A 22801-nucleotide genomic window follows, 5' to 3' on the forward strand; every position below is an offset into this window, starting at 1 on the left:
GCCTAAAACAGTAGACCAAATCTAGTTTAATTTTTATCCGAAGAAAATGAGATGCAATCAGAAATGAATCCAATAGTGTTATCTATTTTAAAATTAATGACAGGTCAGATTAACGATATACCATTAGGTAATTTTGATTCAAGTTTTATTTTTGAAAAATTTACGGAGTTACAGAATTCAGTTGGAACATTGTCATCCTCTCAGGATGGGTTTATTGCACCTGCTCATGTAATTTTACTTGCAGCAGGAGTAGTAATCTTTCTGGGAGTTGCAGGTGAGGCATTTTTCAAAAGAACTGGAATTCCAGATGTAGCGTTTTTGATGATTCTAGGAGTAATTTTGGGTCCAGTACTTGGATTGATTCAACCAGAAGCTGTAATTCAAGTGGTTCCATATTTTGCAGCTCTTGCATTGATAATTATCATGTTTGATGGTGGATTGAATTTAGATATCAAGCATGTCATCAAAACAGCACACTTTTCATCAACACTGGCCATTCTTGGTTTTGTTTTATCAGTTGGAGTAATTGCAATAGGTGCACATTATGCATTAGGGTGGCTTTGGTTAGAAAGCATATTGCTAGGTTCAATTGTCGGAGGAAGTAGTTCTGCAATTGTATTTGGGCTGGTCAGAAATGTCAAAATTTCTGAAGAAACAAAGTCAATGCTAAGTTTTGAATCTGCATTAACAGATATTTTGGCTACAATAGTAGCATTCATTCTATTTGAGGCAGTGCTTGCAGGAACATTTGATTTACAAATCTTACAAGAAACTATTGGAAGAGCAGTTGTTGTAGGTCTAGTTCTTGGATTTGGTGTAGGAATTCCCTGGATGTATGTGTCAACAAAGCTTGGAAATGCTCAACACGCATACATGCTCACATTAGGAATTTTGTTTGTGCTGTTTTTCTTGGCAAACTCATTTGGAGAGTCAGGTGCCTTGACTGCATTGGTATTTGGTTTAATGTTGGGAAACAAAAATCATCTATCACGAATTCTTAGATTTAAACTGCCAAAAATTGAAATGGACGATCCAACTCACAACCAACTTACATTTTTGGTAAGAGCATTTTTCTTTGTGTTTGTTGGATTAATGGCAAGTTTTGGACAAATAGAATACATGGTATTTGGAATTTTGATAACAATTGTAGTTTTCTTTGGAAGAGGAATTATTGCAAAAGTAACTTTAACAAAAAGATTCTCCAAATTAGATAAAGCTGTTACAAACTCTATGATTCCTAGAGGGTTAGCTGCAGCAGTGCTTGCAACATATCCAATAACCATGGGATTACCAAATGCTGAAGCTTATCCACAAATAATATTCTTCATCATTTTGTCATCAGTAATTATTACAACAATTGGAATGGGAAGATCAAAAAATATTCCACCACCTGATCCAGTAAAAGGGGGATTTGTAAAACCACCTGAAGATTCTGATGATGCATCTAAAAATGAATCAGAAGATATTATTGATGAGTCAAATGAAGGCGGATTTGTTAAAAAAATAAATTCTCAAGAATAACTAGGTAGAACTATGCAATTTTGTTTAATGAGCATAAGAAATATTGTCCTTTAAATTCAAACTAATTTGAAAAATTAAAGGTCTAGTGACTCTTTGAGTCCTTTGTACCTATTTCTGATAGTAACTTCAGTCACATTTGCAGCCTCTGCAATGTCTCTCTGAGTTTTATCCTCACCGTTTTTGACACATGATAGGTACAATGCTGCAGCTGCTAGACCCATTGGATCTTTTCCTGCAGAAACCTCATTTTCTTGTGCTTTTTTGAGTACTTTTACTGCATATCTTTTTGTTTTCTCTGCAATACCAATTCTGCTTGCAATTCTTGCAACACACTGAATTGAATCTGTTACTGGCATTTTCAAGTCAAGTTCTTTGACAAGTAATCTGTAACATCTTGCAATATCTTTTCTTTTGATGTTTGCTGCTTGTTCTACATCTTTTAGATTTCTTGGGGTTTCAGTATCACGACATGCAGCATAAAGTGCAGATGCCATCAAAGCTGAAATAGAACGTCCTCTAACAAGTCCCTTATCTAGTGCTTTTCTGTAAATGTAAGCTGCTTTTTCAATTACTGCATCAGAAATTGCTAGTTTGTCTTTAAGTCTATTTAATTCACTAAATGCTTGTCTAAAGTTTCTATCAACTGGTTCATGAACTTGACTTCTACTATCCCATGTTCTTAATCTCTCAATAGTACTTTTCATAGAAGCTGTAAGTGGTCTTCCAGATGCATCTTTGTTTACTGGATTAATTATTGTAGCAAGACCCATGTCATGCATAGTTAACGAAGTAGGAGCTCCAGCTCTTGCTCTATCACCGTGTTCATCTTGTGTAAAGGAACGCCATTCAGGACCTGCTTCTTGTAATTTTTCAGTGATAACAAAGCCACATTTGGAGCAAAACATCTCGCCGGATTCATTATCAGTAACTAATTTTCCCTGTGCACATCTAGGACAGAGTTCTTTTGTTTTACTTACCATAGTTGATTCTGGAATCCTAGGATTGGTGGTATTTATGAATCAACAAGTTATTTTTGGTAATTTTTGAGCCTACAATTACCCAGAATAGTCATAATGCAGTTGTAATAATAAAAAAATATGAATCAATTTTGGATTACGCCCTTTCTAGTAGGGTTATTCTTTCTGATTCCCAGTATTCATGCAGAGACACTAGTTCAGAATCTAGAAGGAGGGATGGACATTGAGATAACACACCCTGATGAAATAGTTGAAGGACGAGAAGGAATTATTTCAATTTTAGTAAAAAATAACGGATGGGAAGAAAAACGAGATATTTCATTCGAGTTCTTATTGTCTGAATTTCCAGGATTAATTGTAGAGCCAAAAAATGTGAGAATTGATAAGCTTGCCCAAGGCGGTTCGTATGGAGAAAATGTTAATTTACGAATTACAAATGATGCAAGTTCAGGAATTCATTTTCTTAACATAAAATATTCTCAAGTTCTAGTTTCAAATAACGAAATACCACAAAAACCATTTTATCACGATATTGCGATTCCAATTACAATAAAAGAAGATCCAAGTATAACAATCTACACAAAGACTCCTGAATCAATCTTTGCTAATGCAGAATTTCCAATTGAAGTTGAAGTAATATCTGAAGATATTGACATTACGGATGTTAGAATCAAAATCATTCCACCTAAAGATATTGAATTTAGAGGAGAAACAATGCATTCATTTTCAAAAATTGAAAAAAATATTCCTGTAGGAATAACATCAAGAATTATCACTCCAACTGAAGAAGTAAATACGGAATACAAACTTCCATTTGAAATTATTGTACAATATACAGATGATATTGGAGAACAAAAAGAAGATTCACAAACTGTTTCAGTTGTTCTAAGACCCAGAACATTTATGGAATTGACAACCGATGGTGGAATTTGGATTGGAGATTTTTTTATTGCACCCTATGTTAGTCTTGGGACAATTATAGGAATTCCAGCAGGTGCAATCATAACACTATTGGCAAAAAGAAAAACATCTACAAAAAAACGTCCCAAAAAGAAGAAAACTTAGGATTCTAATTTTTCTTTAATTTTTTGTATGTATTTTTGACTATATTTGGTAAATAATTGAATTTTAGGTTGTGATAAAGCCATTGCACCAGGCCTACTGTTTACATGTGCCTCTGCAGTTTTTTGTTGTTCTAAGAGTTTTTCTAGATTCTCTTTTGGTTGTGAGTCTAGTTCTGAAATTAAAGTTGCAAGTTCATTTTCTAAAAGATCTTTTGTGTCAGGATCTTCAGGTGGTTCTGCTCCAATGATTTCTTTTGTTGTAATCTTGCCAAATACTTTTTCGTCTAAATAATGCAACAGTCAGAAATGGAGACTAGTGTTATAAATTCAATTTGGATAAAAATCAAAATCTGAATGGCACTGCAATCAAACCTTTTATTTTTGAATAATTTGAGTCAATATTGATGACTTATTGTATAGGTAAGTGTAAAGAGTACAAAGCACTAAAGCCATCACAGATTGGAAGATATGCAGCAGGTCAAAAGAGATGTAATTATTGTGAAGTATTTGTAGAATATGACGGCCTTACTTGTCCTTGTTGTAATAGACAGTTAAGATGTTTGCCTAGAAGTAGAAAAGGAAAAGAAAAGTATCTATCCCAAATTATAGTTAAAAAACAATTATTGAACTGAGACAGATTTCTTTTTTTGAGTCTTTGTAGGTTTAGATTTTGGCAATGTTATATCTAAAACCCCATCACTAAGTTTTGCTTTTACTTTTGATGCAACTACATTTTCTGAAAGAGGTAATGTTCTATAGTAAGATATTTGACTGCGCTCTTTTGTAAGGTAGTTTTTCTTCTTTTCTTCAGATTCCTCTTTGTGTTCACCTGATATTTCAAGTGAATTTTCAGTTACATTGAGTTTTATTTCATTTTTCTTTATTCCAGGAACATCCATTTTAACACGGAATTGTTTTCCTTCATCAATAACATCACAAGATGATTGTGGCATTTTTGGCATAGATATTGATGGGAATGAAGAAAATGCTTTTTCCATCTCCTTTCTTAAATTGTCAATGGACTTGTCAATATCAAGCCAGCTTGATGTTAGAAATGGAGACATAGCAGGACTTTTTTTCACAGGTTTTTTGGCTGCCATGAATTTTGTATGTTGTTTTTTTTTATAAAGGATCCATTGACTATCAATACTGATTCTAAATCCGGAATCAAAGATCTACTTATAAGAAATCAAATTAAATGAAATTATGGCAATACCGTCAGATGTAGAAGATTTTGTTGAGAGGCACATAAAATTAATGATTTCTCAAACAGAATCATATTTACCATTTATCAAAGTTGCATTTCCATATTCAAATAATGTGGCTGATGGTGTATACAATCTAATCATAGGTAGTGCTCTATCTGTATTTGTAAACCAATATGCAATGAGAATGATAAATCCAACCGTAGAAGATTTTTCAGATTTTGGAAAGATTGCACTAAAATACAGAGATCAGGTTGATCAATTTTTTAAATAATTAGGATAGTTCGCCTAGAAAATGTACAGTATCATTTGTAACAATTACAGTTCTATCTTTTGGAACACGGTATAGTTTTTTTGAATCATTTGTTTGAACAATTAATTTTGAAAATGGATCCTTTAGTGATTTGTACAGTATTCCTTTATCACCTGCAGATTGGGACCAATGAGTACCTTGAACAAATGAGATTGTTTGAAATTTTATAACTTGATATGAATAAACCATTTCCTAATTAATTAGATATTATCGCACTCATTAAGGATTTTCCTCCAATTAGTGCTCCAATAGATAGTCCAATGTTTGCAACAATGTTGATTGCTAGTGTTCCATAATGACTATTTTCTAACAAATTACTAGAGTCAAGGGCAAATGAAGACATTGTTGTTAAAGAGCCACAAAATCCTATTGCTGCAAACAGTGAATATCTTCCATCAAGATTCCATTGTTCTGAAACAACAATGAATATTCCAAGAATAAATGCGCCAATTACATTTACTATCAAAACGTTTAGTGGTAATGTATTGAAAATCAAAGGAGATTCTGTTACTTTGTACCTCAGAAATGCTCCAAGAACTGAACCTGCTGCAAGGAAGACAAACTCTAATCCTTTCATATTTTGTTGATAGTATCAGGACGTTATTAGTGCTATTTGGGACATTTTAGGTTCAAAATACCTAATTTCGTTTTTGTGTGAAATTAGGTCCATGGTTTTTATAGGTTTGACATTTTTTCCAGACTACATGACTATCAAACTAAGATGTGAAGATTATGGTTTTGAATGTCAATACGAAATTGATGAGGAGAAATCTATCAGCACAATTGAGAAATTAAGAAATCATTTTGAAGAAGAACACGGAATTGATTATACCATTGAGGCAGTCACACAAATGATTCAAAATCGTGGTCACTCTTTAGAATCAATTAAAAAATAATTTCAAAAAATTATTTTTCATTTTTAACATTTAATACAATGTACGTTGTATTCATTTTAAGAAGTAATTTTTCTAAAAAGATTAGGAATTTTTTGTTTGTAAAGTATAGTTTTGATTACAAAATTTCCTGTAACAATTTCTTTTTATTTTATGTTTACCAATCATAGTTAATAGTGGTAGAAAATTATTCAAACGATTATGATGTCAAGTGTGAACTAGATGCTTGCAAAACCTACCCTGCAATAACAGATTCTGAACGAGGAGAAATTGTTTGTGGGGGTTGCGGTCTTATTCTAGTGCAAAACTTAGCTGACGCATCATATGAAAACAATGGTTACACTCAGGAAGACTTTATGAAGCAAGCAAGAACAGGTCCTGCAACATCGCTAACGATGTTTGATAAAGGATTATCAACTGTTATTGGAAACAATAAAGATTCTTCAGGAAATGCATTATCCAGTAAAACAAAATATGAATTCAATAGACTCAGAACATGGGATCAAAGAAGTAAATCAAGAAAAACTGCTACTTTGAGTAAGGCCTTTACTTTACTTCATTCAATGAAGACAAAGTTAGGAGTACCAGATAATGTGGTAGAAAATGCTGCCTATATCTACAGAAAAACTGTTAGTGCAAAATTAACACGAGGAAGAACAATGGCATCATTGATCTCAGCCTCATTATATGCAGCATGTAGAGAAAACAACATCCCAAGAACATTAGACGATATTGCCGAAGCTGGTAATGTGGAAAGAAGAATACTTTCCCGAGATTTGAGAACCATAATCAGAAAGCTTGAATTGAATCTTAATCAGTATGATACTTCCTCGTTTATCTCAAAGATTTCAAACAACATGAATTTGAAAGAAAAAACAAAGCGTGGAGCATTTGAGATACTAAAGCGCTGTGAAGAAGAAGAAATTACTGCTGGAAAACACCCAGTAGCACAAGCAGCTGCTTCGTTATACATTTCATGTATAATTAATGGAGAAAAAGTTAGTCAAAAGAAATTCTCAGTAGAAGCAGGAGTAAGTGATGTAACAATTCGAAACAGAACTGCTTTGATTAAGAAAATACTAAAGCTTGATGAGTAGAAAATCCAAAAAAGTCCTACATGTTAATTGTAGGAGAAATTATTTTTTCATAAAAAACATCTTTTAGTCTATTTACCAGATCCATAATTACACGAATTTGCTCCATTGTGATTTGTTCCAAATCCTTTATCCTGTCATGCAAATGAGATATTTGAGATTGCAGTCCTGATTTTTCATTTTTTAAAGTAGATACTTGACCTTGAAGGTTTTTGTTTTGTTGTTTTAGTTTTTCATTTTCTTCAGTTAGTCTTTGAATTTTTTCTGATTCAGTTTCTCCTGGAAATGGATCTGGAACAGGTTCAGGTTCAGGAAGTGGAATTGGTTCAGGTTCAGGTGAAGGTTCCGGAAGTCCTGGGGGCTCAGGTTCTTGATCAGTCTCAACACCAAACGAAGAGGGCATGCTAAACAAGAAGGTAATTGCAATCAAACCAAATAGAAAATTTATTTTCATTTTATATCAAAAAGTTTAGGATAATTTTGTATATGAATATGATTACTGGTTGTTAAGAATGAAAAAGAAGATTATTTGTAGAAATCAGGTTCTTGATCTCTTTTTTGTTTTGGAAGATCATTCATGACGGCTTGAACCACTTCATTGTGATTATATGTCAAATGTCGGAGAAATTTTGCAGATTCATCTGCTCTAGTTTTCTCATCTGCAAATAACATCTCAGGGCTACTAAGCTCTGCCATCATTGTATTGCATTCTTGGCAAGGGTCAAAGTCAAGATACAGTTTCATGTTTTGTCTCATTTTCCTTAGTATTTAGACTATTTTATGGATTGAGCAAGTGGTGCCTCTTTTTTCTGAGGCTTTACCTTGTCAATTGCGTCAATTAGTTCTTGTTGAGATATCTTGATGTCTTTGATATTTTGTGTTTTACCACCAACATATTTTTTGAGAGCTGCAACTGCTGCTCTGTTTGCAACTGCTGCAATTTCTGCTCCACTGAATCCATCAGTTAATTCTACAAGTTTTGCAATATCTACATCACTTGCAAGTGGCTTCTTTTTGGTATGAATCTCAAAGATGTTTTTTCTTCCTTTTGCATCTGGATTTGGAACTTCAATAATTCTGTCAAATCTTCCAGGTCTAAGTAATGCATCATCTACAATATCTAGTCGGTTTGTTGCACCAACTATCAACACATTATGTAGTTCTTCTAATCCATCAATCTCAGTTAGTATTTGAGACACTACACTTTCTGTGACATGGGATTCTGAGCCTCCACTACCTCTTCTAGGCACAAGTGCATCTACTTCATCTAAAAAGATGATACATGGTGCTGCTTGTCTTGCCTTTCTGAAGATTTCTCTGACTCCTTTTTCAGATTCACCAACCCATTTTGAGAGTAGTTCTGGTCCCTTTATGCTGATAAAGTTTGATTCTGTCATTTTTGCGAGTGCTTTTGCAATCAATGTTTTGCCAGTTCCTGGCGGGCCATGAAGTAAGATTCCTTTTGGCGTTTCAACATCAACATAATCAAATGCTTCTTTGTGTTTGATGGGCCATTCAACTGCTTCGCGTAATTCTTCTTTTAGTTCATCAAGACCACCAACATCATCCCAACTTACATTAGGAATCTGTACTTGAACTTCACGCAATGCACTTGGTCTGACTTCTTTTAGTGCATCTCTAAAGTCTTCACTTGTAATCTCTATTTTTTGAAGAATTTCTGATGATATCTTATCTTCATCAAGATCTATCTCAGGAAGAATTCTGCGGAGTGATCTCATTGCAGCTTCTTTTGATAGGACTTCCAAGTCAGCTCCGACAAATCCATGGGTTGTCTTTGAGATTTGTTTAAGATCTACTTTTTCATCTATTGGCATTCCACGTGTATGGATTGAAAGAATTTCAAATCTTCCTTCATCATCAGGAATTCCAATTTCAATCTCTCTATCGAATCTACCAGGTCGTCTAAGAGCAGGATCAATAGAATCTGGTCTATTGGTAGCTGCAATTACTACAACTTTGCCTCTAGATTTCATTCCATCCATCAAAGTCAAAAGTTGAGAAACTATTCTCTTTTCAACTTCGCCTGAAACTTCGTCTCTTTTTGGAGCAATAGAATCAATTTCATCAATGAAGACTATACTAGGAGAATTTTCTTCAGCTTGATTGAAAATTTCTCGTATTTTCTCTTCACTTTCGCCATAGTATTTTCCCATGATTTCAGGGCCACTAAGTGAGATAAAGTGAGCATTGGTTTCACCAGCTACTGCCTTAGCAAGTAAAGTCTTTCCTGTTCCTGGAGGACCATACAATAAGACGCCTTTTGGAGCTTCCACACCTATTTTATCAAACAATTCTGGATGTCTCATTGGTAATTCAACCATCTCACGAATTTTTTGGACTTCGTTTTTGAGGCCACCTAACTCGTCATAGGTTATTCTTGGAACAGATGCATCAACTGATTTTGTCATTGTGCCAAGTTTGAAAACTGTATTTTCAGTAACTATAACTGGTTTTGATGGTTTAGTACTAGTTACAATGAATTGAACTCTTCCACCCATTTGAGTATTAAGAGATAATGTATCTCCAGTTGTAAATACATGATTAAGATAATTGTAAATCATGTATTCTTGTAAGCCTTCAGCAGATATTTTCTCAGTAGGAGACAAGACAATTTGTTCAGCATTGGAAGCTTCAACTGATTTTAGAGAAATCTTATCACCAATTCCTGCTCCAATATTTTGTCTTGTCATTCCATCAATTTTGATAATTCCTGTTCCATATTCTTCAGGATTACCTGGCCAAAGTTTTACATGTGTTTTTTTGTTATATGTTAATTCTAAGATTTGGCCAGTATTCCATTTTTGATCTTCAATAATTTTTGGATCAATTATTGCTCTTCCTCGTCCAACATGTTGTTGCGGAATTTCATCAACTTTTAAAATAATTTCACTCATTTTTTTACCTCAAAAATCAAAGGGGGTTTATTCAACCTCCACCTTTTTGCCAGTTGGTTTTTCTTCAACTAATTTGAAGACTAGTTGTAAAATTCCATTTTTGTATGAAGCCTTTGCAGAGTTCTCATCAACTTTGTGTTGTACTGGAACTTTAACATGGTATTTTTTTTCACCATGTTCTGCAGATAGATCTACAACTTTGTTGTCAACAACAATTTTGACATCAGTTTTTTCAACTCCCGGCATCTCAGCTATGAGTTTTACAACTTTTTCTTTTTCATCAACAATTGTGTCAACTATTGGTTCTCGTGTATCAGAGGTTGGAAGTTGGCCTGGTTTGACGTTTCCATATTCTTTTACAACAGGTTTTCCATCAGGACCCACGGTCATTGTATAACCATAATAAAATGGGCCAGATTCAGAACCATTTCCCTTGAATTCTTCAAACATGTCTTCTGTGTCAAAAAAAGATCTAGACATTCTCTTGAAGATTCTATCAAATTCACTATCAAAGAACATTGTCATATTCACCTATAGTATGTAATATCTATGACATTATATAAAGATTATTGAAATTTCTTTGATTTCTTACATAATCCTATTATAACTGACATATTATAATAATTTTAATGAGATTAACAAGTATGTCTGTGCCTGAGGTTGTCAGGGAGATAATTACCAGAAATCGTTCAATTTATGATTGTATGAAGATGGATTTGATAAATTATACAGCATTGGCAGTAAAGATTCAACCAGAAATTGAAAGAATTCTTGGAAACAGTGTTAATCTCAATACAATAGTTGTAGCAATCAAGAGGTATGCAGATTCATTTGAGATCAAAGATGAGGTAAAGGAAGAACCAGTTTTGAAAAATGCGAGGTTGGTTTTGACTGATGGAATTATGGATGTTAAATTTTCAATTAAAGATTCCAATCAGATGGATCCTATGGCAATTTTAGATAAATTCTCAAAGATTACAAACAATTATGAATTTTTCAGAATGTCTGATTCATTTAGATTTCTTACAGAAGACATGGAAGATATTAGACAAATTTTTGATGATGTTTCAAATAGAGATGACATATTTAGTACAGGTCTTGCAAAAATCAAAATCACCATACCAAACTCACAAAATCAATCAGATGTGGTTTCCTATGTTGCCGAGGTATTACATGCAAATGGGATTGAACTTGTAAATGCTTTTTTCAGTCAGGATAACATCATAATTATTCTCAATGAAAGAGATGCATCTAGAGCATATGAGATTTTACACTCTGACATAATGAGAGCCTGAAAATAGGCACATACGCATAGTTTTTGAAAGTAAACTCATAGGGATATATTCAGTAATTTTCTGGGGTAAGCAAATGGCTCGAAATAAGAAGAAAATTGTCGTTTTAGGAGGAGGTTTTGCAGGTGTAGAGTGCACTAGGAAACTAGAGGAATATTTCAAGAATGATTCAGAAATTGAGATCGTTCTAGTCAGTGAAGATAATTTTCTATTATTTACTCCAATGTTACCTCAAGTAGCATCTGGAACTATTGAAACTAGACATATTGTAATGCCAATTAGAACAATTACAAAAAAAGCAACCTTCTATGAGGGCAGAGTCAAAAACATTGATCCATATGGAAAGATAGTAAATTTATGGGGGAGTGGAAACAAGAGAGGAATTTCACTTCATTATGATTTTCTTGTAGTTGCATTAGGAAGTGAAACTAACTTTTTTGGAATGAATGATCTTGAAAAAAATGCCTATCAAATGAAGACACTCAATGATGCAGTTATGGTTAGAAACAGAATGATAGACATGTTAGAACAAGCAGAAAATGAAACAAATCCAATCTTAAAACAAAGTCTTCTAAATTTTGTTGTTGTAGGTGGAGGTTTTGCAGGAATTGAAACTGCCGGAGAGATCATGGATCTTTTGTTAGATGTAAGAAAATATTATCCAAATATCAAAAAGGAAGACATTCATGTTGTAGTGTTAGAAGCATTACCAAATATCTTGCCGGGTTTTTCTGAAAGTCTTGCAAAATTTGCACAAGAAAAACTGACAGAGCATGGAATTGAAATCAAACTGCAAACAGCTGTGACTAGTTTTGATGGAGATGAAGTAATGATAAAGAGATTAGATGTAGACAAAGATGCCATAGATGATTCAATAGTAAGTTCAATTCAATCAAAAACTGTAATTTGGACTGCAGGTGTTACTCCAGTCAATACAATCAAAAGATCATTATTCAAAACAGACAAAGGAAAAATCATTGTTGATAAAAATTTAGAAGTAAATGATTTTCCAGGTGTTTTTGCGATTGGAGATTGTGCATTATTTTTAGATCCTAGTACTCAAAGACCATTTGCACCAACTGCACAAATTGCTGAAGCTCAAGCAAAAATTGCTGCAAAAAACCTTCATGCTTTGATTAGAAATGAAGAAAAAACCGAATTTACATATGAATCAAAAGGCCAAATGGCAATTATTGGTAAGAGAACAGGTATTGCATCATTTTTAGGAATGAATATTCATGGAATTTTTGCATGGTTTCTTTGGAGAAATATTTACCTCTCAAAAATTCCAACATGGGACAAACGATTTAGAGTATTTCTTGATTGGACAGCTGATGCAATTTTTGATAGGGATATCTCAAGATTAAAGTTCATGAGACGTGAACCAGAAAAAGAATACAAGGTTCTTGATGAAGTTGATGATGTTTGGTAATTAGTTTAGTTTTCGAATTTTATAGATAATTATTGCAGGTGCTGCAAAATACATTCCAACATTCATTAGAATAATTCCTACTCCATAGGAGATCATTTCTTGTTCAGAATTGATCTCAGCATAGTTTAGAATTGAGAGTGTGGATAACATTGGAGTGATTGATAGTTTTACAATTTCTTTGAATAATGGAGATTCACGTTCTAAATCAGCTATGGTTGGAGAGAATGAATAGTACAGTTGGTTAAATCCACTCATAAATGCAGTTCCAGATTCTGTTGTAAGAATAGTATTATCTCTTAATTCCCTTAACTTCTGAACTTGTGGAGCCATCTCAGAGCCAAATGTTGCAGTTGCAATCAAACAGCCACCATTTTCTTCAGTAGAATCTTCAGATAATTTTTTAAAAGAATCTATTGTTTCGTTAAATCTTTCTAGTTTAGAATCAAAATCGTCTACTCCATTACTGTATGAAAAAGTGTAGTAATTTTCTGAATCATAAATCATGACTTCTTTAAACTTTACATTGTAACTTTGGCCATTGGCAGAAAACAATCCCACTGCGTTAATCACATATGCACTCTTTCCATTAATTGTGGTTTTATCTTTTGAAATTACATTCAACTGTCCAGATTCAATAACTTCTGTTAATTGTTCAGATTTTTCTTCAATAAGATCATCTAAAGTTTTTTGTTCAGTTGGATAAATTGTTAAAGAGAATACAGGGTTCATCTCTCCAACCTTAGGTCCTACTGCAACAAAATCTGGGGAATTTTCTTGAGTTTTTTCGGGTTGTTGTAACATCCATCCTTCAGGCACATTAAATGCAATATCATATTCTTCATTTTCAAATTGTTGAGTTCCAGTAGGTGGTTCTACATTTGTTTGAATTCTTTCAGGTTCAGACAATTCTAGTAAATCAGAAATTTCAGATTCATTAACAACTGTGACTTTAGTAATTCTGACTTGTTCAGGATTCAGAGGCTCATCTCTATTTCCAGTAGAAACTGATGCAATTTTATCAAGTGTTTCGAAACTTTCTTCAGTTACAATTCTTCCAAATACAGTATATTGTTCATCAAGGAAATTGGAATCTTGATGAACAATGAAAAATTGTGAACCTCCACTATTTGGATCAGTAGATCTTGCCATTGAAACTATTCCACGATTATGTTTAATGTTGTTAAACTCAGCATTTAATCTCGTATCAGGACCACCTGTGCCCCAAGTGCTTGGATCTCCATCAATGGTGTTTGGATCACCACCTTGAATCATAAACCCTGGAATAATTCTATGAAAAAGTGTTCCATCGTAAAATCCAGAAGTTGATAGTTTTAGAAAATTTTCGACATGATTTGGTGCATCATTTGGAAAAAAGCCAATTGCAATATTCCCTAAATTAGTTTCAATGATTACTATAGGATCCATTATCTTAATTGGGTTAATTTCAACTGTTTGGGCTGTTGCTTGATTAACAATTCCTAAAAATAATAATGAAAATGTAATTGCAAGAAATATTTTCTTCAACATATTTCCCCCTTAGAATCTCACTTAAAAGCCAATTGTATTAGTTTTTAACAAAGTCAAAAAGATTACTCCTATGCAACCTGATGAAAAGATTCAGGCACATATTGTTTCAGTATGGAGAGAATCAAAAAAATTTCTATCAATTGGTGGAAAAGAAGGAATGTTGATTCTTACCGATAAACATCTAATGTTTATTCATAAAACAGAAGCCAAGATGAAATGGTGGAAAGCAATTACTCAAAGACAAGTGATAAATTTTATCAGATCAAAAAACACAATGATTCGTCATGATGGTTATGACGAAGAAGAATTAATGAATGATGTAGAGGATAAAAGAAACACAGAATTATCATTTGATGATATTTCTGATATTAGTTTTGAAGAAAAGACTTGGGGAAGTGTTCTACAGTTAGAATATGAAAAAAACGGTAAAAAAGAAAAATTTCAGTATTCCATTGCTCAAGATTGGGTAAAATATCCAGCAAAAGAGCCTACAAAATACATGAAAGTAGATTGGGCACCATTTGTGCAATATATTAAAGACAGACAGAAATTTACAAAGTAAAATTGGGAAAAATTTTCGCTGTAGGTGTAGGTCCAGGTTCACCGAAATATGTAACAGAAATTGTCAAAGAGATAGTTCAAAATTGTGATATTGTAATTGGTTACAAATACACCCTAAAAACAATTGAACATCTTCTTGAAGGAAAAGAAATTCACGAAATTACTATGAATAATCAAGAAAAGTCCTATCAAGAAGTTCTTCCAAGATTAGGAGACAAAACTCTAGTAATTCCATTTACAGGAGATGTGAATTTTTCAGAATCAGAGGTTGTTGATAGATTAATAGAAATTTTTGGTAAAGTGGAAATTGTTCCAGGAATTAGTTCAATCCAAGTTGCAGCATCAAGAGCGCAAGTACCACTTGATAAATCTAAAGTAATCACAATGCATGTAACAACTCCAATTGAAGACAAAAAATTGGAGCTGCAAAAGGCGTTGATTGATGGGTTTAGTGTTGTTTTAGTTCCAAGACCTTGGCCAAAACAACCAGACAAGCATTTTATGCCGTCAGAAATTGCAGTTTATCTTCGTGAAAATGGTTTTGACACTGAGAAAATTAAGGTTCATGTCTTTGAAGCCATAACGACTGAAGACGAAACTAATTTTGAAGGAACTGTAAAAGATTTGGAAGGAAAGGAATTTTCAGATTTGTCAGTAATGGTGTTTAATCAAACAAGCCTAGACTCTTACATGAATTATAGATGGCAATGGGAAAACTAATTTCCTAGATTTTGACCTTGTCCGAGAACTAGAGAATCTGAACTAGGGAAAACATATGCCACAATTTTCATCCAAGGATAATCAGGATCATACAATCTGTAAAATCCTGCATCATCAAATGTTATGTTGATAGAATCTCCTGGTGAAACATTACCAGTTGAAATTCTTCCATCAGGATCAAAGGGATCATGTCTGTCACCATAGTTTTCTTTTCCACTAAGAATGCTATGAGATACAACGTCATTATTTACTAAAGTTATTGTAGAACCCGGTTCTACTGAAATTCTATCCTTAGAAAAATACCCTAATCTTGTTGAATCCGAACCGGTGGTATCAAGTCCAATATAACTATCAGCACCTCCTTGTGAAGAAGAACCTTTAAGAATTCTAATTACAAGATTTTTTGGTTCTTCTATTGTTGATACTAAATTAATTTTTGATAAGGTAGATAATTTTGTAGTGTAGATAATTTTGTAAGTATCATCAGATGTTGTAATTCTACCAGTAAAACCATAAATTGATGCATCTTTACTTTCTGCAACTAGTCGTCCAAAGAAACTGATTGTTGTTTCATCTCCACTAGAACTTTCTATATTTCCATTAATTCGAATATAACGGCCTTCACGCAAAAACTTTCCTTCTAGATCTGAAATAATGAATTCCTCATCATCAAGTGTGAGAAATCCATCTTCTATTACAAAACTAATGGTACTCCCACGTTGGTCTTGAGAGGATAAACCTAGATCAATTTCTGTAAATTTAATTTGTTCTTCAGTTACCGCAAACCCAGATCCCTCTAAAAGAAACGCTTGGTTTTTAGAAACTTCTGCAAATGATTCATTGAAAAGAAATCCTGAAAAAACTATCAATAATGCTACTAATGATATTACTAACTTCACAATAGATTTGTCCTCTAATTTGGTTTATAATTTGCTACTAAATTATTTTAGACTCAATAGGCAAATCCTAAGGGTGTTAGATATCCAATCCAGGCATTTGGAGGCCTTGTTCTTGGGCAAGCTCAATCATATAAAATTCCAAATATCCACCTGATAATAACAACCCAACTACAATTCCAATCTCAATTATCGTGGGTTTGATGAAGGTTCTAAGATCAATTTTTTTGGTAATTCCTCTAATCAAAATAAAACTCCTAGAAATTCCTAAAGAATATGCAGTTAGTTCCATCAATCCGAATGGAGACAAAAATAGGATTGTTAGTGGAGGAATTTGTTCTAAAATTGGAGTTGTTGTAGTTATTGCTGCAAATGCAAATCCTGTCGACCAGGCTGAAAAAAGCCCCCACGCAACACCAAATCCGGGAATAAACATTGGAAGTGCTATTGTTGTATTATGAGTAAATATTCCAAATCCGTCAATATCCAATACTAGTTCTTCAAATTCTGACATGAAAACGTCTGCTTCTTCTTGGCTTACAGTAGACATTGAACCAATTTGATATGTTGCTGCAAAGATTCCCATGAAAATGAAAAACAATGAGATTCGAAGTTTATTCACAATACACTACAATTAGAACAATATTTGAGGGTTCGTAGGCGCAGATTTAATTAAACCATATCATATTTTTTGATATGAAAAAGGAACTATCCTTTGCATTAAACTATGCATTAAACAAAGGATTCCAGATTCATCCAGATGCTTTTAAAATCTTAGAAAATGTAGATGTGAAAAAACTAGAGAAAATAATAAAGGAAATTGTTAGAGAGAAAACAAAACAGAAATTATTTCAAATCAACCAAGATGATTTAGAGACATATCTTGGAATCAAGGATGACCCATCATTAGAAAATGAAGTCAAGGTTTTGTTGGATCCAACAGATAAGATAACTACTGGTGAGGGAGTAAAGGGGTATAACGCATTATTTTCTAGTAGATTTAACAAACTAAAACGAATAATTTCAGACAGACCAGAGGCTCGAATGTTAAAGTCTCTAACTTTTGTCAAAAATGAAAGATCAAAGGATGACATGTATGTTTGTGGTTTAGTGACTACAAGAAATAGTGAGAGAAATGTCACAAAATTGGTTTTGGAGGACCCATCAGGCTCATTTGAAGGGATAATCTTTGATAATGAGCTGCAAAAAACAGCAGATACGCTTCTAGCAGACCAATTTATCATGGCAAGAGTTAGTGTAGGGAAAAATTCAGGATTCATAATAAAAGATTTGATTTTACCTGATATTCCTGATCAGGCCACAAACAAGTCTGAATCAGAAGCATATGCTGTATTTCTGTCTGATTTACATATTGGAAGTAAGTACTTCATGGAAGAAGAACTAACAGAATTCATTTCTTGGATATCTAGTCCAGACCCTACTGCAAGAAAAATTCGATTTATCTTAATTGGTGGAGATGTAGTTGATGGGGTCGGAATATACCCAAATCAGAATAAAGAATTGGTTTGTCAAACCATAGAAGAACAGCTCAAAAAAGTTGAAGGTTTGATTGACCAAATTCCAAAAAATATCAAAATTATCATAATGCCTGGAAACCATGATCCTGGAAGGAGGGCACTTCCTCAACCAGCAATACCAAAAAAATACAATTCTGGATTATGGGATAGAGAAAATGTCATAATGGTTGGAAATCCAGCTGTCGTCTCATTAAATGGTGTGAAAGTAATGATGTTTCATGGGCAAAGTATTGATGATATTGTAAAGACAACTCCAGGCCTCAGTTACGACAAACCAACAAATGTGATGAAGCATCTTCTTAGGGCAAGACACCTGAGTCCAATTTACGGTAGTCAGACTCCGATTGCTCCTGAAATGCAAGATTTGATGGTCATTGAGGATATTCCAGATATTTTTCATGTAGGTCATGTCCACAAGGCCCAATTAGACATGTACAAGGGTATTTTGTTAGTTAATTCAGGCTCTTGGCAAAAACAGACACCATTTCAGGCAAGTGTTGGAATGACACCAAATCCTGGAATTGCTTTGTTAGTAAATTTGAAGACTTTTCAGGTTTTCCACCAAAATTACAATTCTAATCTAGACAATATCTTGCAAAGTTAGATCATCTTTGAAGGTTTTTTTTATCATTTCAGTGGAAACTGTTAGTTTGTATTTTTTTGTTCTACCATGAATTCCTTGATGGACAAGTCTTCCAGAGATTATTCCAGAAAGTTCGATCTCACTAAGCATTTGGGTGATTCTTCTTTGTGTCAGTTCATCTCGTCCTACTACCTTACAGAGGTTTTTGTATGATGAGTAGATTTCCCCAGTAGATGAACCGTTTGCTTTCATTATAGCAAGTATGACTAGTTTTTCGTGGAGAGGATATGATTTGAGAGATGTTTCTTCTTTGTTTTCTTCAATTTTTTGAGAGGCGTCCCTAACATGAATTTCAGTGACTTTATCTGATTGTTGTCTTTCAGCTAATTCTCCTGCAACCCTAATCAAATCAATTGCTCGCCTTGCATCGCCATGCTCTCCGCCAGCTAGGGCAGCACATAGGTTCAGGGCAGATTCATCCACAGAATCAACCTCAAATGCTTCTGATATTCTCTCCTCTAGAATCTTCTTTATTTGTTCAACATTATAATTTGTAAATACAATCTCTTCCTCACCCAGACTGCTGATCACCCTAGGATCTAGTTTTTCTTTGAATGTAAGGTCATTTGATATTCCAATCAAAGTCAGCGAACCAGTATCAAGGCTCTCATTTGCTCTAGTTAATTGATAGAGGATGTCCTTTCCAGTTTTTGATACTAATTCAGCTAGATAATCAATTTCATCAATTACAAAGACCACATTGGTTTTTTCTTGATCAATATTGTTTAGGATTCTTTTGAATACCTCACTAATAGCCAAACCAGTTGAGGGTAATTCTTTATCATTTAGGCCTAATTGACGCCCAAAACTAACCAATAATCCATAAAGTGTTGTCTCTTTTTTTGCATTTGAATAGATTAGTTTTATTGGAAAATTTGATTTTTCAACTCTCTCTTGGATTTTTGAGATGACTTTTTTGACGACAAGTGTTTTACCAGTACCAGGTTTACCATAGACAAGAAGGTTTGACGGTCTTGATTGTTTGAGAATTGGTAAGAGAGATTGGGTAACCTGTTCTTGTTCATTATTTCTATGTTGGATGGTTTTTGGGATATAGGTAAAATGAAGGATTTCTCTATTTTTGATAATTGATTTTCCAGATTCAGCTGCGTCTAACAATCTATCAATCGGATCTGACATACTCACACACCTTTGTTTCCTATCAATATCATCATATCCATATCTGAATTAAGAGAGTATAGAATAGAATAGTAATTGTAGTTTAGTTTGTAATTAATTATTTTTAGTTAGTTTTTGTTTTTTCTCAAAAAAAAAATTAAGAAAAAGAAGAGTGGAAACAAAGGTGTGTGGGTTGGTTCATAAGTTAACAGACTGTTAACATGATGTTAAGAAAATACCCAAAAAGGTTATTTTGACCCCTTAATTTCCATTCCAGGCGTTAAGATCGATGTTAACACTGTGAATATCTCAAATCTAACCCCTTTATTTCCACTCCAGGCATGATTAATTTCTAATTTAGGGGGCTTAATTATGGTTAATTGTTAATAACAAAAAAATGGTTAGGCGTGACTTAGGCAGTCAACGTTAACAAACCATTTAGTTAACAAAATTTCGCGGATCATTTGAACTGTTAACATCAGATCGATTAGATCCTAACATGGCCAAAAAACGTATTCGTATAGATATGGAAGACTCTGACGGTGCACGTTATGATATCAAACTTGAAGGTAATGTAACCAGAGATAAAGTCTTGAAAATATTTGAAATGATGGATTTGATGAATATTGAAGAAGAACAAGAGACAACAAACATAGATTCTGTAGGCTCTAAAATTTGGCATATTGTGGATAAATTCTTCCCTATGGGCAAATTCACATCTACTAACATTCTTGAAAAATACGAAGATGAATTCAATGAACCTATCAAACTTAGTGTAATTTCGACATACCTCTCAAGATTTTCATCAAAAGGCAGGGTGGATAGGATTAGAAATGGTAGAGAATGGACCTATCAAACCATAAAAATCGGCCAAAAACAACACTAAATTAATCAAGAAATAGTGATTTTTCTCACAATTAGACGGTCTTTCCCAAGTATTAATTTGACATATTCACCTTTTTGGATGTCCATATACTTTCTAAACTGTTTTGGAATGGAAATGGTTCCAGCTGATGTAATTTTTACCAAGACCTCGTTTTCCTGAATGGACATATTATGACTATAAATTAATAATATATATAATTTAATAAATTATGTTGATTATAATTGATAATAAAAAACTACTTTTTTTGCCTAAAATTAAATAAAATGACTTTGAAAAAACTTGAAAGATATCTTTTAGGCAACAGTTGGGTTTACTTCAACTTCTTCAACCTTTGCCATTCCCTTTTCAGTAATGGAATATGTATATGGTTTAGTTTCAGTATTTCTTTCAACAAGACCCTCTTCAAATAACTTCTTCATTAACCTTGAAGTGTGCTCTCTACTCTTCTTTAATGTGACTTGTATGTCACGTGATGTCATAGCTTTGTTTGTGATTAGATGCAACACATAGTTGGTAGGATTTGTGTGCTCAATATTGGGAATTTTAGGCGTGGGAACTGGTTTTTCAGGAACTTTTTCAGACTCTTGTGATATTGTGACTTCCTTTTCTTGGACTTCATTTTTTGCTAATTTTTCTAAGAACTGCTTTAACTCTAAATTTGGATCCTCTGTTTTTTGCTCAATTCCCTGTATTTCTAATGCATCTAGGCGTATTTTCATGTCAATTAACTGCCTTTCATAATATTCTAAACGCTCAGACTGTGATGCATCAACCATGTCACTTTTTGATTTTATGAATGGGCGAATCTTATAGTATCCATACAAACCTCCTAAACCTATAATGAAGGCCAATATCACACCCAAAATCACTTCTGGGTCAGGAATCTCAACTAACATCACAAATTTTATGCCTATATTGTGATTTATCGTGATAGACCAACATTATTTCACACTTTAGATTAACAAACTCACACAATTATCACAATCAATCAAATCAACTGAACTAAAGAATTATCACAACATCACATACTACATGCCTGCCTAACGAGCCTATCTATCACACTAATGACCTCTTCCTCTCTTTCTGGGAATATATCACTCTCATTTATCACACTAATCTGCTCAGATAACTTGGATATCACATCAATATCATCAGGTAAAATGATGCCTAAACCGCGTAAAAGTATGATTGAATAGAATAATGAGACTAATTTCTCCCTAGACTGCCCAACTTGCCTATAATACGCACCTTTTGAAATTGAAAACTCTGACTCAAGGAGATTCTTCTGATTTAAAATAATTTCAATTTGTCGCTCTGTAAACAAAGATTTTTTGATAATTTTCTTAATTATATTGTTAAAATTAGATCCTTCAAACTCCGACATAGCTATACAAATCTGTATAATGGCATTCCAATTAAACTTTAAAGAGCGACATACAAACCACTTCTATGACTGGAAATAAAGTTGAAACATTCCTAAAATCAGAATTAAAAAAGAAAAATGCATTATTGTTTGTTCTAATAGATTCAGAAGTATCAAATCTAGAGGCATCTGCTAAACTAGCAAAAGATGTTGAAAAGATTGGAGCGTCTGCAATCTTAGTTGGTGGCTCATCTGCTACAGATCAGATAGAGATGGCACAGGTGGTAAAAGGCATCAAAAAAGGCATCAAAATACCAATAATCCTGTTCCCTGGAAACGTTACAGGTGTTGTGCCTGACGCTGATGCCATCCTGTTTAGTTCCTTAATGAACTCTGAAAACCCATATTTTATCACACAAGCACAGGCCCTAGGGGCACCAAGTGTCCTGAAATTTGGTCTTGAACCTCTGCCTACTGCATATTTGGTGATAGGTGATGGTACAACTGCATGGTTTGTTGGCTCTGCAAGAGGAATTCCATTTGAAAAGCCCAAAATTGCTGCAGCATATGCACTCGCAGCCCAATTCCTTGGAATGAGATTTGTCTATCTTGAGGCAGGTTCTGGTGCAAAGTCTAGTGTTACTCCTGAGATGGTCAAGACTGTAAGACACATGTTTAACGGATTTTTGATTGTAGGTGGTGGTATTAAGGATGTAAAGACTGCCCAAAATTTGGTAAAAGCAGGAGCTGACGCTCTAGTAATTGGTACTTTCCTTGAGAAAGGCGGTAGTCTCAAAAAACTCGAAGAAATAACAAAAGCAATTCAAAGAAGCAAGTAATAG

29 protein-coding genes are annotated in these 22801 nt (G+C 33.7%); 13 read left to right on the top strand and 16 right to left on the bottom strand.

All coding sequences use genetic code 11. The annotated features are described in order from the left end of the window. Nucleotides 1-63 precede the first annotated feature (63 nt). A complete protein-coding gene (locus Nisw_RS04890; RefSeq protein WP_141978507.1) occupies nt 64-1521 on the top strand; it encodes a sodium:proton antiporter in 1458 nt (485 codons plus the stop codon). Between the two features lie 74 nt (nt 1522-1595). Here Nisw_RS04890 and Nisw_RS04895 read toward each other — a convergent pair whose 3' ends face one another. Then, a complete protein-coding gene (locus tag Nisw_RS04895; RefSeq protein ID WP_016939443.1) occupies nt 1596-2501 on the bottom strand; it encodes a transcription initiation factor IIB family protein in 906 nt (301 codons plus the stop codon). A 117-nt stretch (nt 2502-2618) separates the two neighbouring features. On the opposite strand from Nisw_RS04895, the gene Nisw_RS04900 reads away from it, so the two are divergent. Then, complete coding sequence (locus Nisw_RS04900; RefSeq protein ID WP_141977020.1) at nt 2619-3563, top strand: hypothetical protein; 945 nt, start codon at nt 2619-2621, stop codon at nt 3561-3563. Here Nisw_RS04900 and Nisw_RS04905 read toward each other — a convergent pair. Next, nucleotides 3560-3859 (bottom strand): hypothetical protein, encoded by a 300-nt coding sequence (locus tag Nisw_RS04905; RefSeq protein WP_141977022.1) that lies wholly within the window; start codon nt 3857-3859, stop codon nt 3560-3562. The genes Nisw_RS04900 and Nisw_RS04905 overlap by 4 nt on opposite strands. 107 nt (nt 3860-3966) lie before the next feature. Here Nisw_RS04905 and Nisw_RS04910 point away from each other — a divergent pair, with 107 nt between their 5' ends. After that, nucleotides 3967-4194, top strand: coding sequence for a hypothetical protein (locus Nisw_RS04910; RefSeq protein WP_141977024.1), 228 nt, complete (start codon nt 3967-3969; stop codon nt 4192-4194). On the opposite strand, the gene Nisw_RS04915 is transcribed toward Nisw_RS04910, so the two are convergent. Continuing rightward, nucleotides 4183-4662 carry an Hsp20/alpha crystallin family protein gene (locus tag Nisw_RS04915; protein WP_141977025.1) on the bottom strand — a complete coding sequence of 160 codons (480 nt, stop codon included), beginning with the start codon at nt 4660-4662 and terminating at the stop codon, nt 4183-4185. The two genes, Nisw_RS04910 and Nisw_RS04915, sit on opposite strands and share 12 nt — an antisense overlap. 106 nt (nt 4663-4768) lie before the next feature. On the opposite strand from Nisw_RS04915, the gene Nisw_RS04920 reads away from it, so the two are divergent. Next, nucleotides 4769-5041: a hypothetical protein gene (locus Nisw_RS04920; protein ID WP_141977027.1), complete on the top strand. Its 273-nt coding sequence runs from the start codon at nt 4769-4771 to the stop codon at nt 5039-5041. Here Nisw_RS04920 and Nisw_RS04925 read toward each other — a convergent pair whose 3' ends face one another. Both Nisw_RS04925 and Nisw_RS04930 read right to left on the bottom strand, forming a co-directional pair. Further along, nucleotides 5042-5269 carry a hypothetical protein gene (locus Nisw_RS04925; RefSeq protein WP_141977029.1) on the bottom strand — a complete coding sequence of 76 codons (228 nt, stop codon included), beginning with the start codon at nt 5267-5269 and terminating at the stop codon, nt 5042-5044. Nucleotides 5270-5276: 7 nt separating this feature from the next. Continuing rightward, complete coding sequence (locus tag Nisw_RS04930; protein ID WP_141977031.1) at nt 5277-5657, bottom strand: CrcB family protein; 381 nt, start codon at nt 5655-5657, stop codon at nt 5277-5279. A gap of 127 nt (nt 5658-5784) precedes the next feature. Here Nisw_RS04930 and Nisw_RS04935 point away from each other — a divergent pair, with 127 nt between their 5' ends. Further along, nucleotides 5785-5976: a DUF1059 domain-containing protein gene (locus Nisw_RS04935; protein ID WP_141977033.1), complete on the top strand. Its 192-nt coding sequence runs from the start codon at nt 5785-5787 to the stop codon at nt 5974-5976. A 173-nt stretch (nt 5977-6149) separates the two neighbouring features. Continuing rightward, complete coding sequence (locus Nisw_RS04940; RefSeq protein WP_141977034.1) at nt 6150-7070, top strand: transcription initiation factor IIB family protein; 921 nt, start codon at nt 6150-6152, stop codon at nt 7068-7070. Nucleotides 7071-7086: 16 nt separating this feature from the next. On the opposite strand, the gene Nisw_RS04945 is transcribed toward Nisw_RS04940, so the two are convergent. The 4 genes from Nisw_RS04945 to hsp20 all read right to left on the bottom strand — a co-directional run bounded on the left by Nisw_RS04945 (nt 7087) and on the right by hsp20 (nt 10507). After that, nucleotides 7087-7521, bottom strand: a complete 435-nt coding sequence (locus tag Nisw_RS04945) for a hypothetical protein (protein ID WP_141977036.1) — start codon at nt 7519-7521, stop codon at nt 7087-7089. A 71-nt stretch (nt 7522-7592) separates the two neighbouring features. Next, the gene (locus tag Nisw_RS04950) at nt 7593-7811 is read right to left on the bottom strand and encodes a hypothetical protein (protein ID WP_141977038.1); all 219 of its coding nucleotides are present in this window, start codon (nt 7809-7811) and stop codon (nt 7593-7595) included. Between the two features lie 29 nt (nt 7812-7840). Further along, nucleotides 7841-9982 (bottom strand): CDC48 family AAA ATPase, encoded by a 2142-nt coding sequence (locus tag Nisw_RS04955; RefSeq protein ID WP_141977040.1) that lies wholly within the window; start codon nt 9980-9982, stop codon nt 7841-7843. Nucleotides 9983-10009: 27 nt separating this feature from the next. Further along, entirely contained in the window at nt 10010-10507 is a 498-nt protein-coding gene (gene hsp20, locus Nisw_RS04960) for an archaeal heat shock protein Hsp20 (protein WP_141978510.1), read from the bottom strand. 119 nt (nt 10508-10626) lie between these two features. Between hsp20 and Nisw_RS04965 the strand changes: the two genes are divergently transcribed. Together Nisw_RS04965 and Nisw_RS04970 are read left to right on the top strand one after the other, a co-directional pair. After that, the gene (locus Nisw_RS04965; protein ID WP_255430720.1) at nt 10627-11277 is read left to right on the top strand and encodes an ACT domain-containing protein; all 651 of its coding nucleotides are present in this window, start codon (nt 10627-10629) and stop codon (nt 11275-11277) included. 73 nt (nt 11278-11350) lie between these two features. After that, nucleotides 11351-12706 carry an NAD(P)/FAD-dependent oxidoreductase gene (locus tag Nisw_RS04970; RefSeq protein WP_141977044.1) on the top strand — a complete coding sequence of 452 codons (1356 nt, stop codon included), beginning with the start codon at nt 11351-11353 and terminating at the stop codon, nt 12704-12706. Here Nisw_RS04970 and Nisw_RS04975 read toward each other — a convergent pair whose 3' ends face one another. Further along, nucleotides 12707-14233 carry a peptidylprolyl isomerase gene (locus Nisw_RS04975; RefSeq protein WP_141977046.1) on the bottom strand — a complete coding sequence of 509 codons (1527 nt, stop codon included), beginning with the start codon at nt 14231-14233 and terminating at the stop codon, nt 12707-12709. Nucleotides 14234-14303: 70 nt separating this feature from the next. Here Nisw_RS04975 and Nisw_RS04980 point away from each other — a divergent pair, with 70 nt between their 5' ends. After that, nucleotides 14304-14795 (top strand): hypothetical protein, encoded by a 492-nt coding sequence (locus Nisw_RS04980; RefSeq protein ID WP_141977048.1) that lies wholly within the window; start codon nt 14304-14306, stop codon nt 14793-14795. A gap of 2 nt (nt 14796-14797) precedes the next feature. Then, nucleotides 14798-15514 (top strand): precorrin-6y C5,15-methyltransferase (decarboxylating) subunit CbiE, encoded by a 717-nt coding sequence (gene cbiE / locus Nisw_RS04985; protein WP_141977050.1) that lies wholly within the window; start codon nt 14798-14800, stop codon nt 15512-15514. Here cbiE and Nisw_RS04990 read toward each other — a convergent pair. Further along, nucleotides 15511-16413, bottom strand: a complete 903-nt coding sequence (locus Nisw_RS04990) for a plastocyanin/azurin family copper-binding protein (protein ID WP_141977051.1) — start codon at nt 16411-16413, stop codon at nt 15511-15513. The two genes, cbiE and Nisw_RS04990, sit on opposite strands and share 4 nt — an antisense overlap. Nucleotides 16414-16489: 76 nt before the next feature. Further along, entirely contained in the window at nt 16490-16996 is a 507-nt protein-coding gene (locus tag Nisw_RS04995) for a stage II sporulation protein M (RefSeq protein ID WP_141978512.1), read from the bottom strand. A 110-nt stretch (nt 16997-17106) separates the two neighbouring features. On the opposite strand from Nisw_RS04995, the gene Nisw_RS05000 reads away from it, so the two are divergent. After that, the gene (locus Nisw_RS05000; RefSeq protein WP_141977053.1) at nt 17107-18552 is read left to right on the top strand and encodes a DNA-directed DNA polymerase II small subunit; all 1446 of its coding nucleotides are present in this window, start codon (nt 17107-17109) and stop codon (nt 18550-18552) included. On the opposite strand, the gene Nisw_RS05005 is transcribed toward Nisw_RS05000, so the two are convergent. After that, a complete protein-coding gene (locus Nisw_RS05005) occupies nt 18529-19731 on the bottom strand; it encodes a Cdc6/Cdc18 family protein (RefSeq protein ID WP_141977055.1) in 1203 nt (400 codons plus the stop codon). The two genes, Nisw_RS05000 and Nisw_RS05005, sit on opposite strands and share 24 nt — an antisense overlap. Nucleotides 19732-20209: 478 nt before the next feature. Between Nisw_RS05005 and Nisw_RS05010 the strand changes: the two genes are divergently transcribed. After that, a complete protein-coding gene (locus Nisw_RS05010; RefSeq protein WP_141977057.1) occupies nt 20210-20596 on the top strand; it encodes a hypothetical protein in 387 nt (128 codons plus the stop codon). A 5-nt stretch (nt 20597-20601) separates the two neighbouring features. Here Nisw_RS05010 and Nisw_RS05015 read toward each other — a convergent pair whose 3' ends face one another. From Nisw_RS05015 to Nisw_RS05025, 3 genes are all read right to left on the bottom strand, one after another. After that, nucleotides 20602-20763: an AbrB/MazE/SpoVT family DNA-binding domain-containing protein gene (locus Nisw_RS05015; RefSeq protein WP_012216180.1), complete on the bottom strand. Its 162-nt coding sequence runs from the start codon at nt 20761-20763 to the stop codon at nt 20602-20604. Between the two features lie 126 nt (nt 20764-20889). Then, entirely contained in the window at nt 20890-21492 is a 603-nt protein-coding gene (locus tag Nisw_RS05020) for a winged helix DNA-binding protein (protein WP_141977059.1), read from the bottom strand. Nucleotides 21493-21617: 125 nt separating this feature from the next. Next, a complete protein-coding gene (locus Nisw_RS05025) occupies nt 21618-21980 on the bottom strand; it encodes a hypothetical protein (RefSeq protein WP_141977061.1) in 363 nt (120 codons plus the stop codon). A 65-nt stretch (nt 21981-22045) separates the two neighbouring features. Between Nisw_RS05025 and Nisw_RS05030 the strand changes: the two genes are divergently transcribed. Further along, the gene (locus tag Nisw_RS05030) at nt 22046-22798 is read left to right on the top strand and encodes a geranylgeranylglyceryl/heptaprenylglyceryl phosphate synthase (protein WP_141977062.1); all 753 of its coding nucleotides are present in this window, start codon (nt 22046-22048) and stop codon (nt 22796-22798) included. The last annotated feature ends 3 nt before the right edge of the window (nt 22799-22801 follow it).

The organism is Candidatus Nitrosopumilus sp. SW, from assembly GCF_006740685.1.
Taxonomy (GTDB): Archaea; Thermoproteota; Nitrososphaeria; order Nitrososphaerales; family Nitrosopumilaceae; genus Nitrosopumilus.

What these genes read in the sequence shown, in the direction of transcription:
- Nisw_RS04900 (WP_141977020.1), top strand. Translation starts at nt 2,619, where the DNA reads ATGAATCAATTTTGGATTACGCCCTTTCTAGTAGGGTTATTCTTTCTG.
- Nisw_RS04915 (WP_141977025.1), bottom strand. Translation starts at nt 4,662, where the DNA reads ATGGCAGCCAAAAAACCTGTGAAAAAAAGTCCTGCTATGTCTCCATTT.
- Nisw_RS04945 (WP_141977036.1), bottom strand. Translation starts at nt 7,521, where the DNA reads ATGAAAATAAATTTTCTATTTGGTTTGATTGCAATTACCTTCTTGTTT.
- Nisw_RS05030 (WP_141977062.1), top strand. Translation starts at nt 22,046, where the DNA reads ATGACTGGAAATAAAGTTGAAACATTCCTAAAATCAGAATTAAAAAAG.
- Nisw_RS04975 (WP_141977046.1), bottom strand. Translation starts at nt 14,233, where the DNA reads ATGTTGAAGAAAATATTTCTTGCAATTACATTTTCATTATTATTTTTA.
- Nisw_RS04970 (WP_141977044.1), top strand. Translation starts at nt 11,351, where the DNA reads ATGGCTCGAAATAAGAAGAAAATTGTCGTTTTAGGAGGAGGTTTTGCA.
- Nisw_RS04930 (WP_141977031.1), bottom strand. Translation starts at nt 5,657, where the DNA reads ATGAAAGGATTAGAGTTTGTCTTCCTTGCAGCAGGTTCAGTTCTTGGA.
- Nisw_RS04920 (WP_141977027.1), top strand. Translation starts at nt 4,769, where the DNA reads ATGGCAATACCGTCAGATGTAGAAGATTTTGTTGAGAGGCACATAAAA.
- Nisw_RS05020 (WP_141977059.1), bottom strand. Translation starts at nt 21,492, where the DNA reads ATGTTAGTTGAGATTCCTGACCCAGAAGTGATTTTGGGTGTGATATTG.
- Nisw_RS04935 (WP_141977033.1), top strand. Translation starts at nt 5,785, where the DNA reads ATGACTATCAAACTAAGATGTGAAGATTATGGTTTTGAATGTCAATAC.
- Nisw_RS05000 (WP_141977053.1), top strand. Translation starts at nt 17,107, where the DNA reads ATGAAAAAGGAACTATCCTTTGCATTAAACTATGCATTAAACAAAGGA.
- Nisw_RS04955 (WP_141977040.1), bottom strand. Translation starts at nt 9,982, where the DNA reads ATGAGTGAAATTATTTTAAAAGTTGATGAAATTCCGCAACAACATGTT.
- Nisw_RS04980 (WP_141977048.1), top strand. Translation starts at nt 14,304, where the DNA reads ATGCAACCTGATGAAAAGATTCAGGCACATATTGTTTCAGTATGGAGA.
- hsp20 (WP_141978510.1), bottom strand. Translation starts at nt 10,507, where the DNA reads ATGACAATGTTCTTTGATAGTGAATTTGATAGAATCTTCAAGAGAATG.
- Nisw_RS04910 (WP_141977024.1), top strand. Translation starts at nt 3,967, where the DNA reads ATGACTTATTGTATAGGTAAGTGTAAAGAGTACAAAGCACTAAAGCCA.
- Nisw_RS04965 (WP_255430720.1), top strand. Translation starts at nt 10,627, where the DNA reads ATGTCTGTGCCTGAGGTTGTCAGGGAGATAATTACCAGAAATCGTTCA.
- Nisw_RS05010 (WP_141977057.1), top strand. Translation starts at nt 20,210, where the DNA reads ATGGCCAAAAAACGTATTCGTATAGATATGGAAGACTCTGACGGTGCA.
- Nisw_RS05025 (WP_141977061.1), bottom strand. Translation starts at nt 21,980, where the DNA reads ATGTCGGAGTTTGAAGGATCTAATTTTAACAATATAATTAAGAAAATT.
- Nisw_RS04995 (WP_141978512.1), bottom strand. Translation starts at nt 16,996, where the DNA reads ATGGGAATCTTTGCAGCAACATATCAAATTGGTTCAATGTCTACTGTA.
- Nisw_RS04925 (WP_141977029.1), bottom strand. Translation starts at nt 5,269, where the DNA reads ATGGTTTATTCATATCAAGTTATAAAATTTCAAACAATCTCATTTGTT.
- Nisw_RS05015 (WP_012216180.1), bottom strand. Translation starts at nt 20,763, where the DNA reads ATGTCCATTCAGGAAAACGAGGTCTTGGTAAAAATTACATCAGCTGGA.
- Nisw_RS04890 (WP_141978507.1), top strand. Translation starts at nt 64, where the DNA reads ATGAATCCAATAGTGTTATCTATTTTAAAATTAATGACAGGTCAGATT.
- Nisw_RS04950 (WP_141977038.1), bottom strand. Translation starts at nt 7,811, where the DNA reads ATGAAACTGTATCTTGACTTTGACCCTTGCCAAGAATGCAATACAATG.
- Nisw_RS05005 (WP_141977055.1), bottom strand. Translation starts at nt 19,731, where the DNA reads ATGTCAGATCCGATTGATAGATTGTTAGACGCAGCTGAATCTGGAAAA.
- Nisw_RS04895 (WP_016939443.1), bottom strand. Translation starts at nt 2,501, where the DNA reads ATGGTAAGTAAAACAAAAGAACTCTGTCCTAGATGTGCACAGGGAAAA.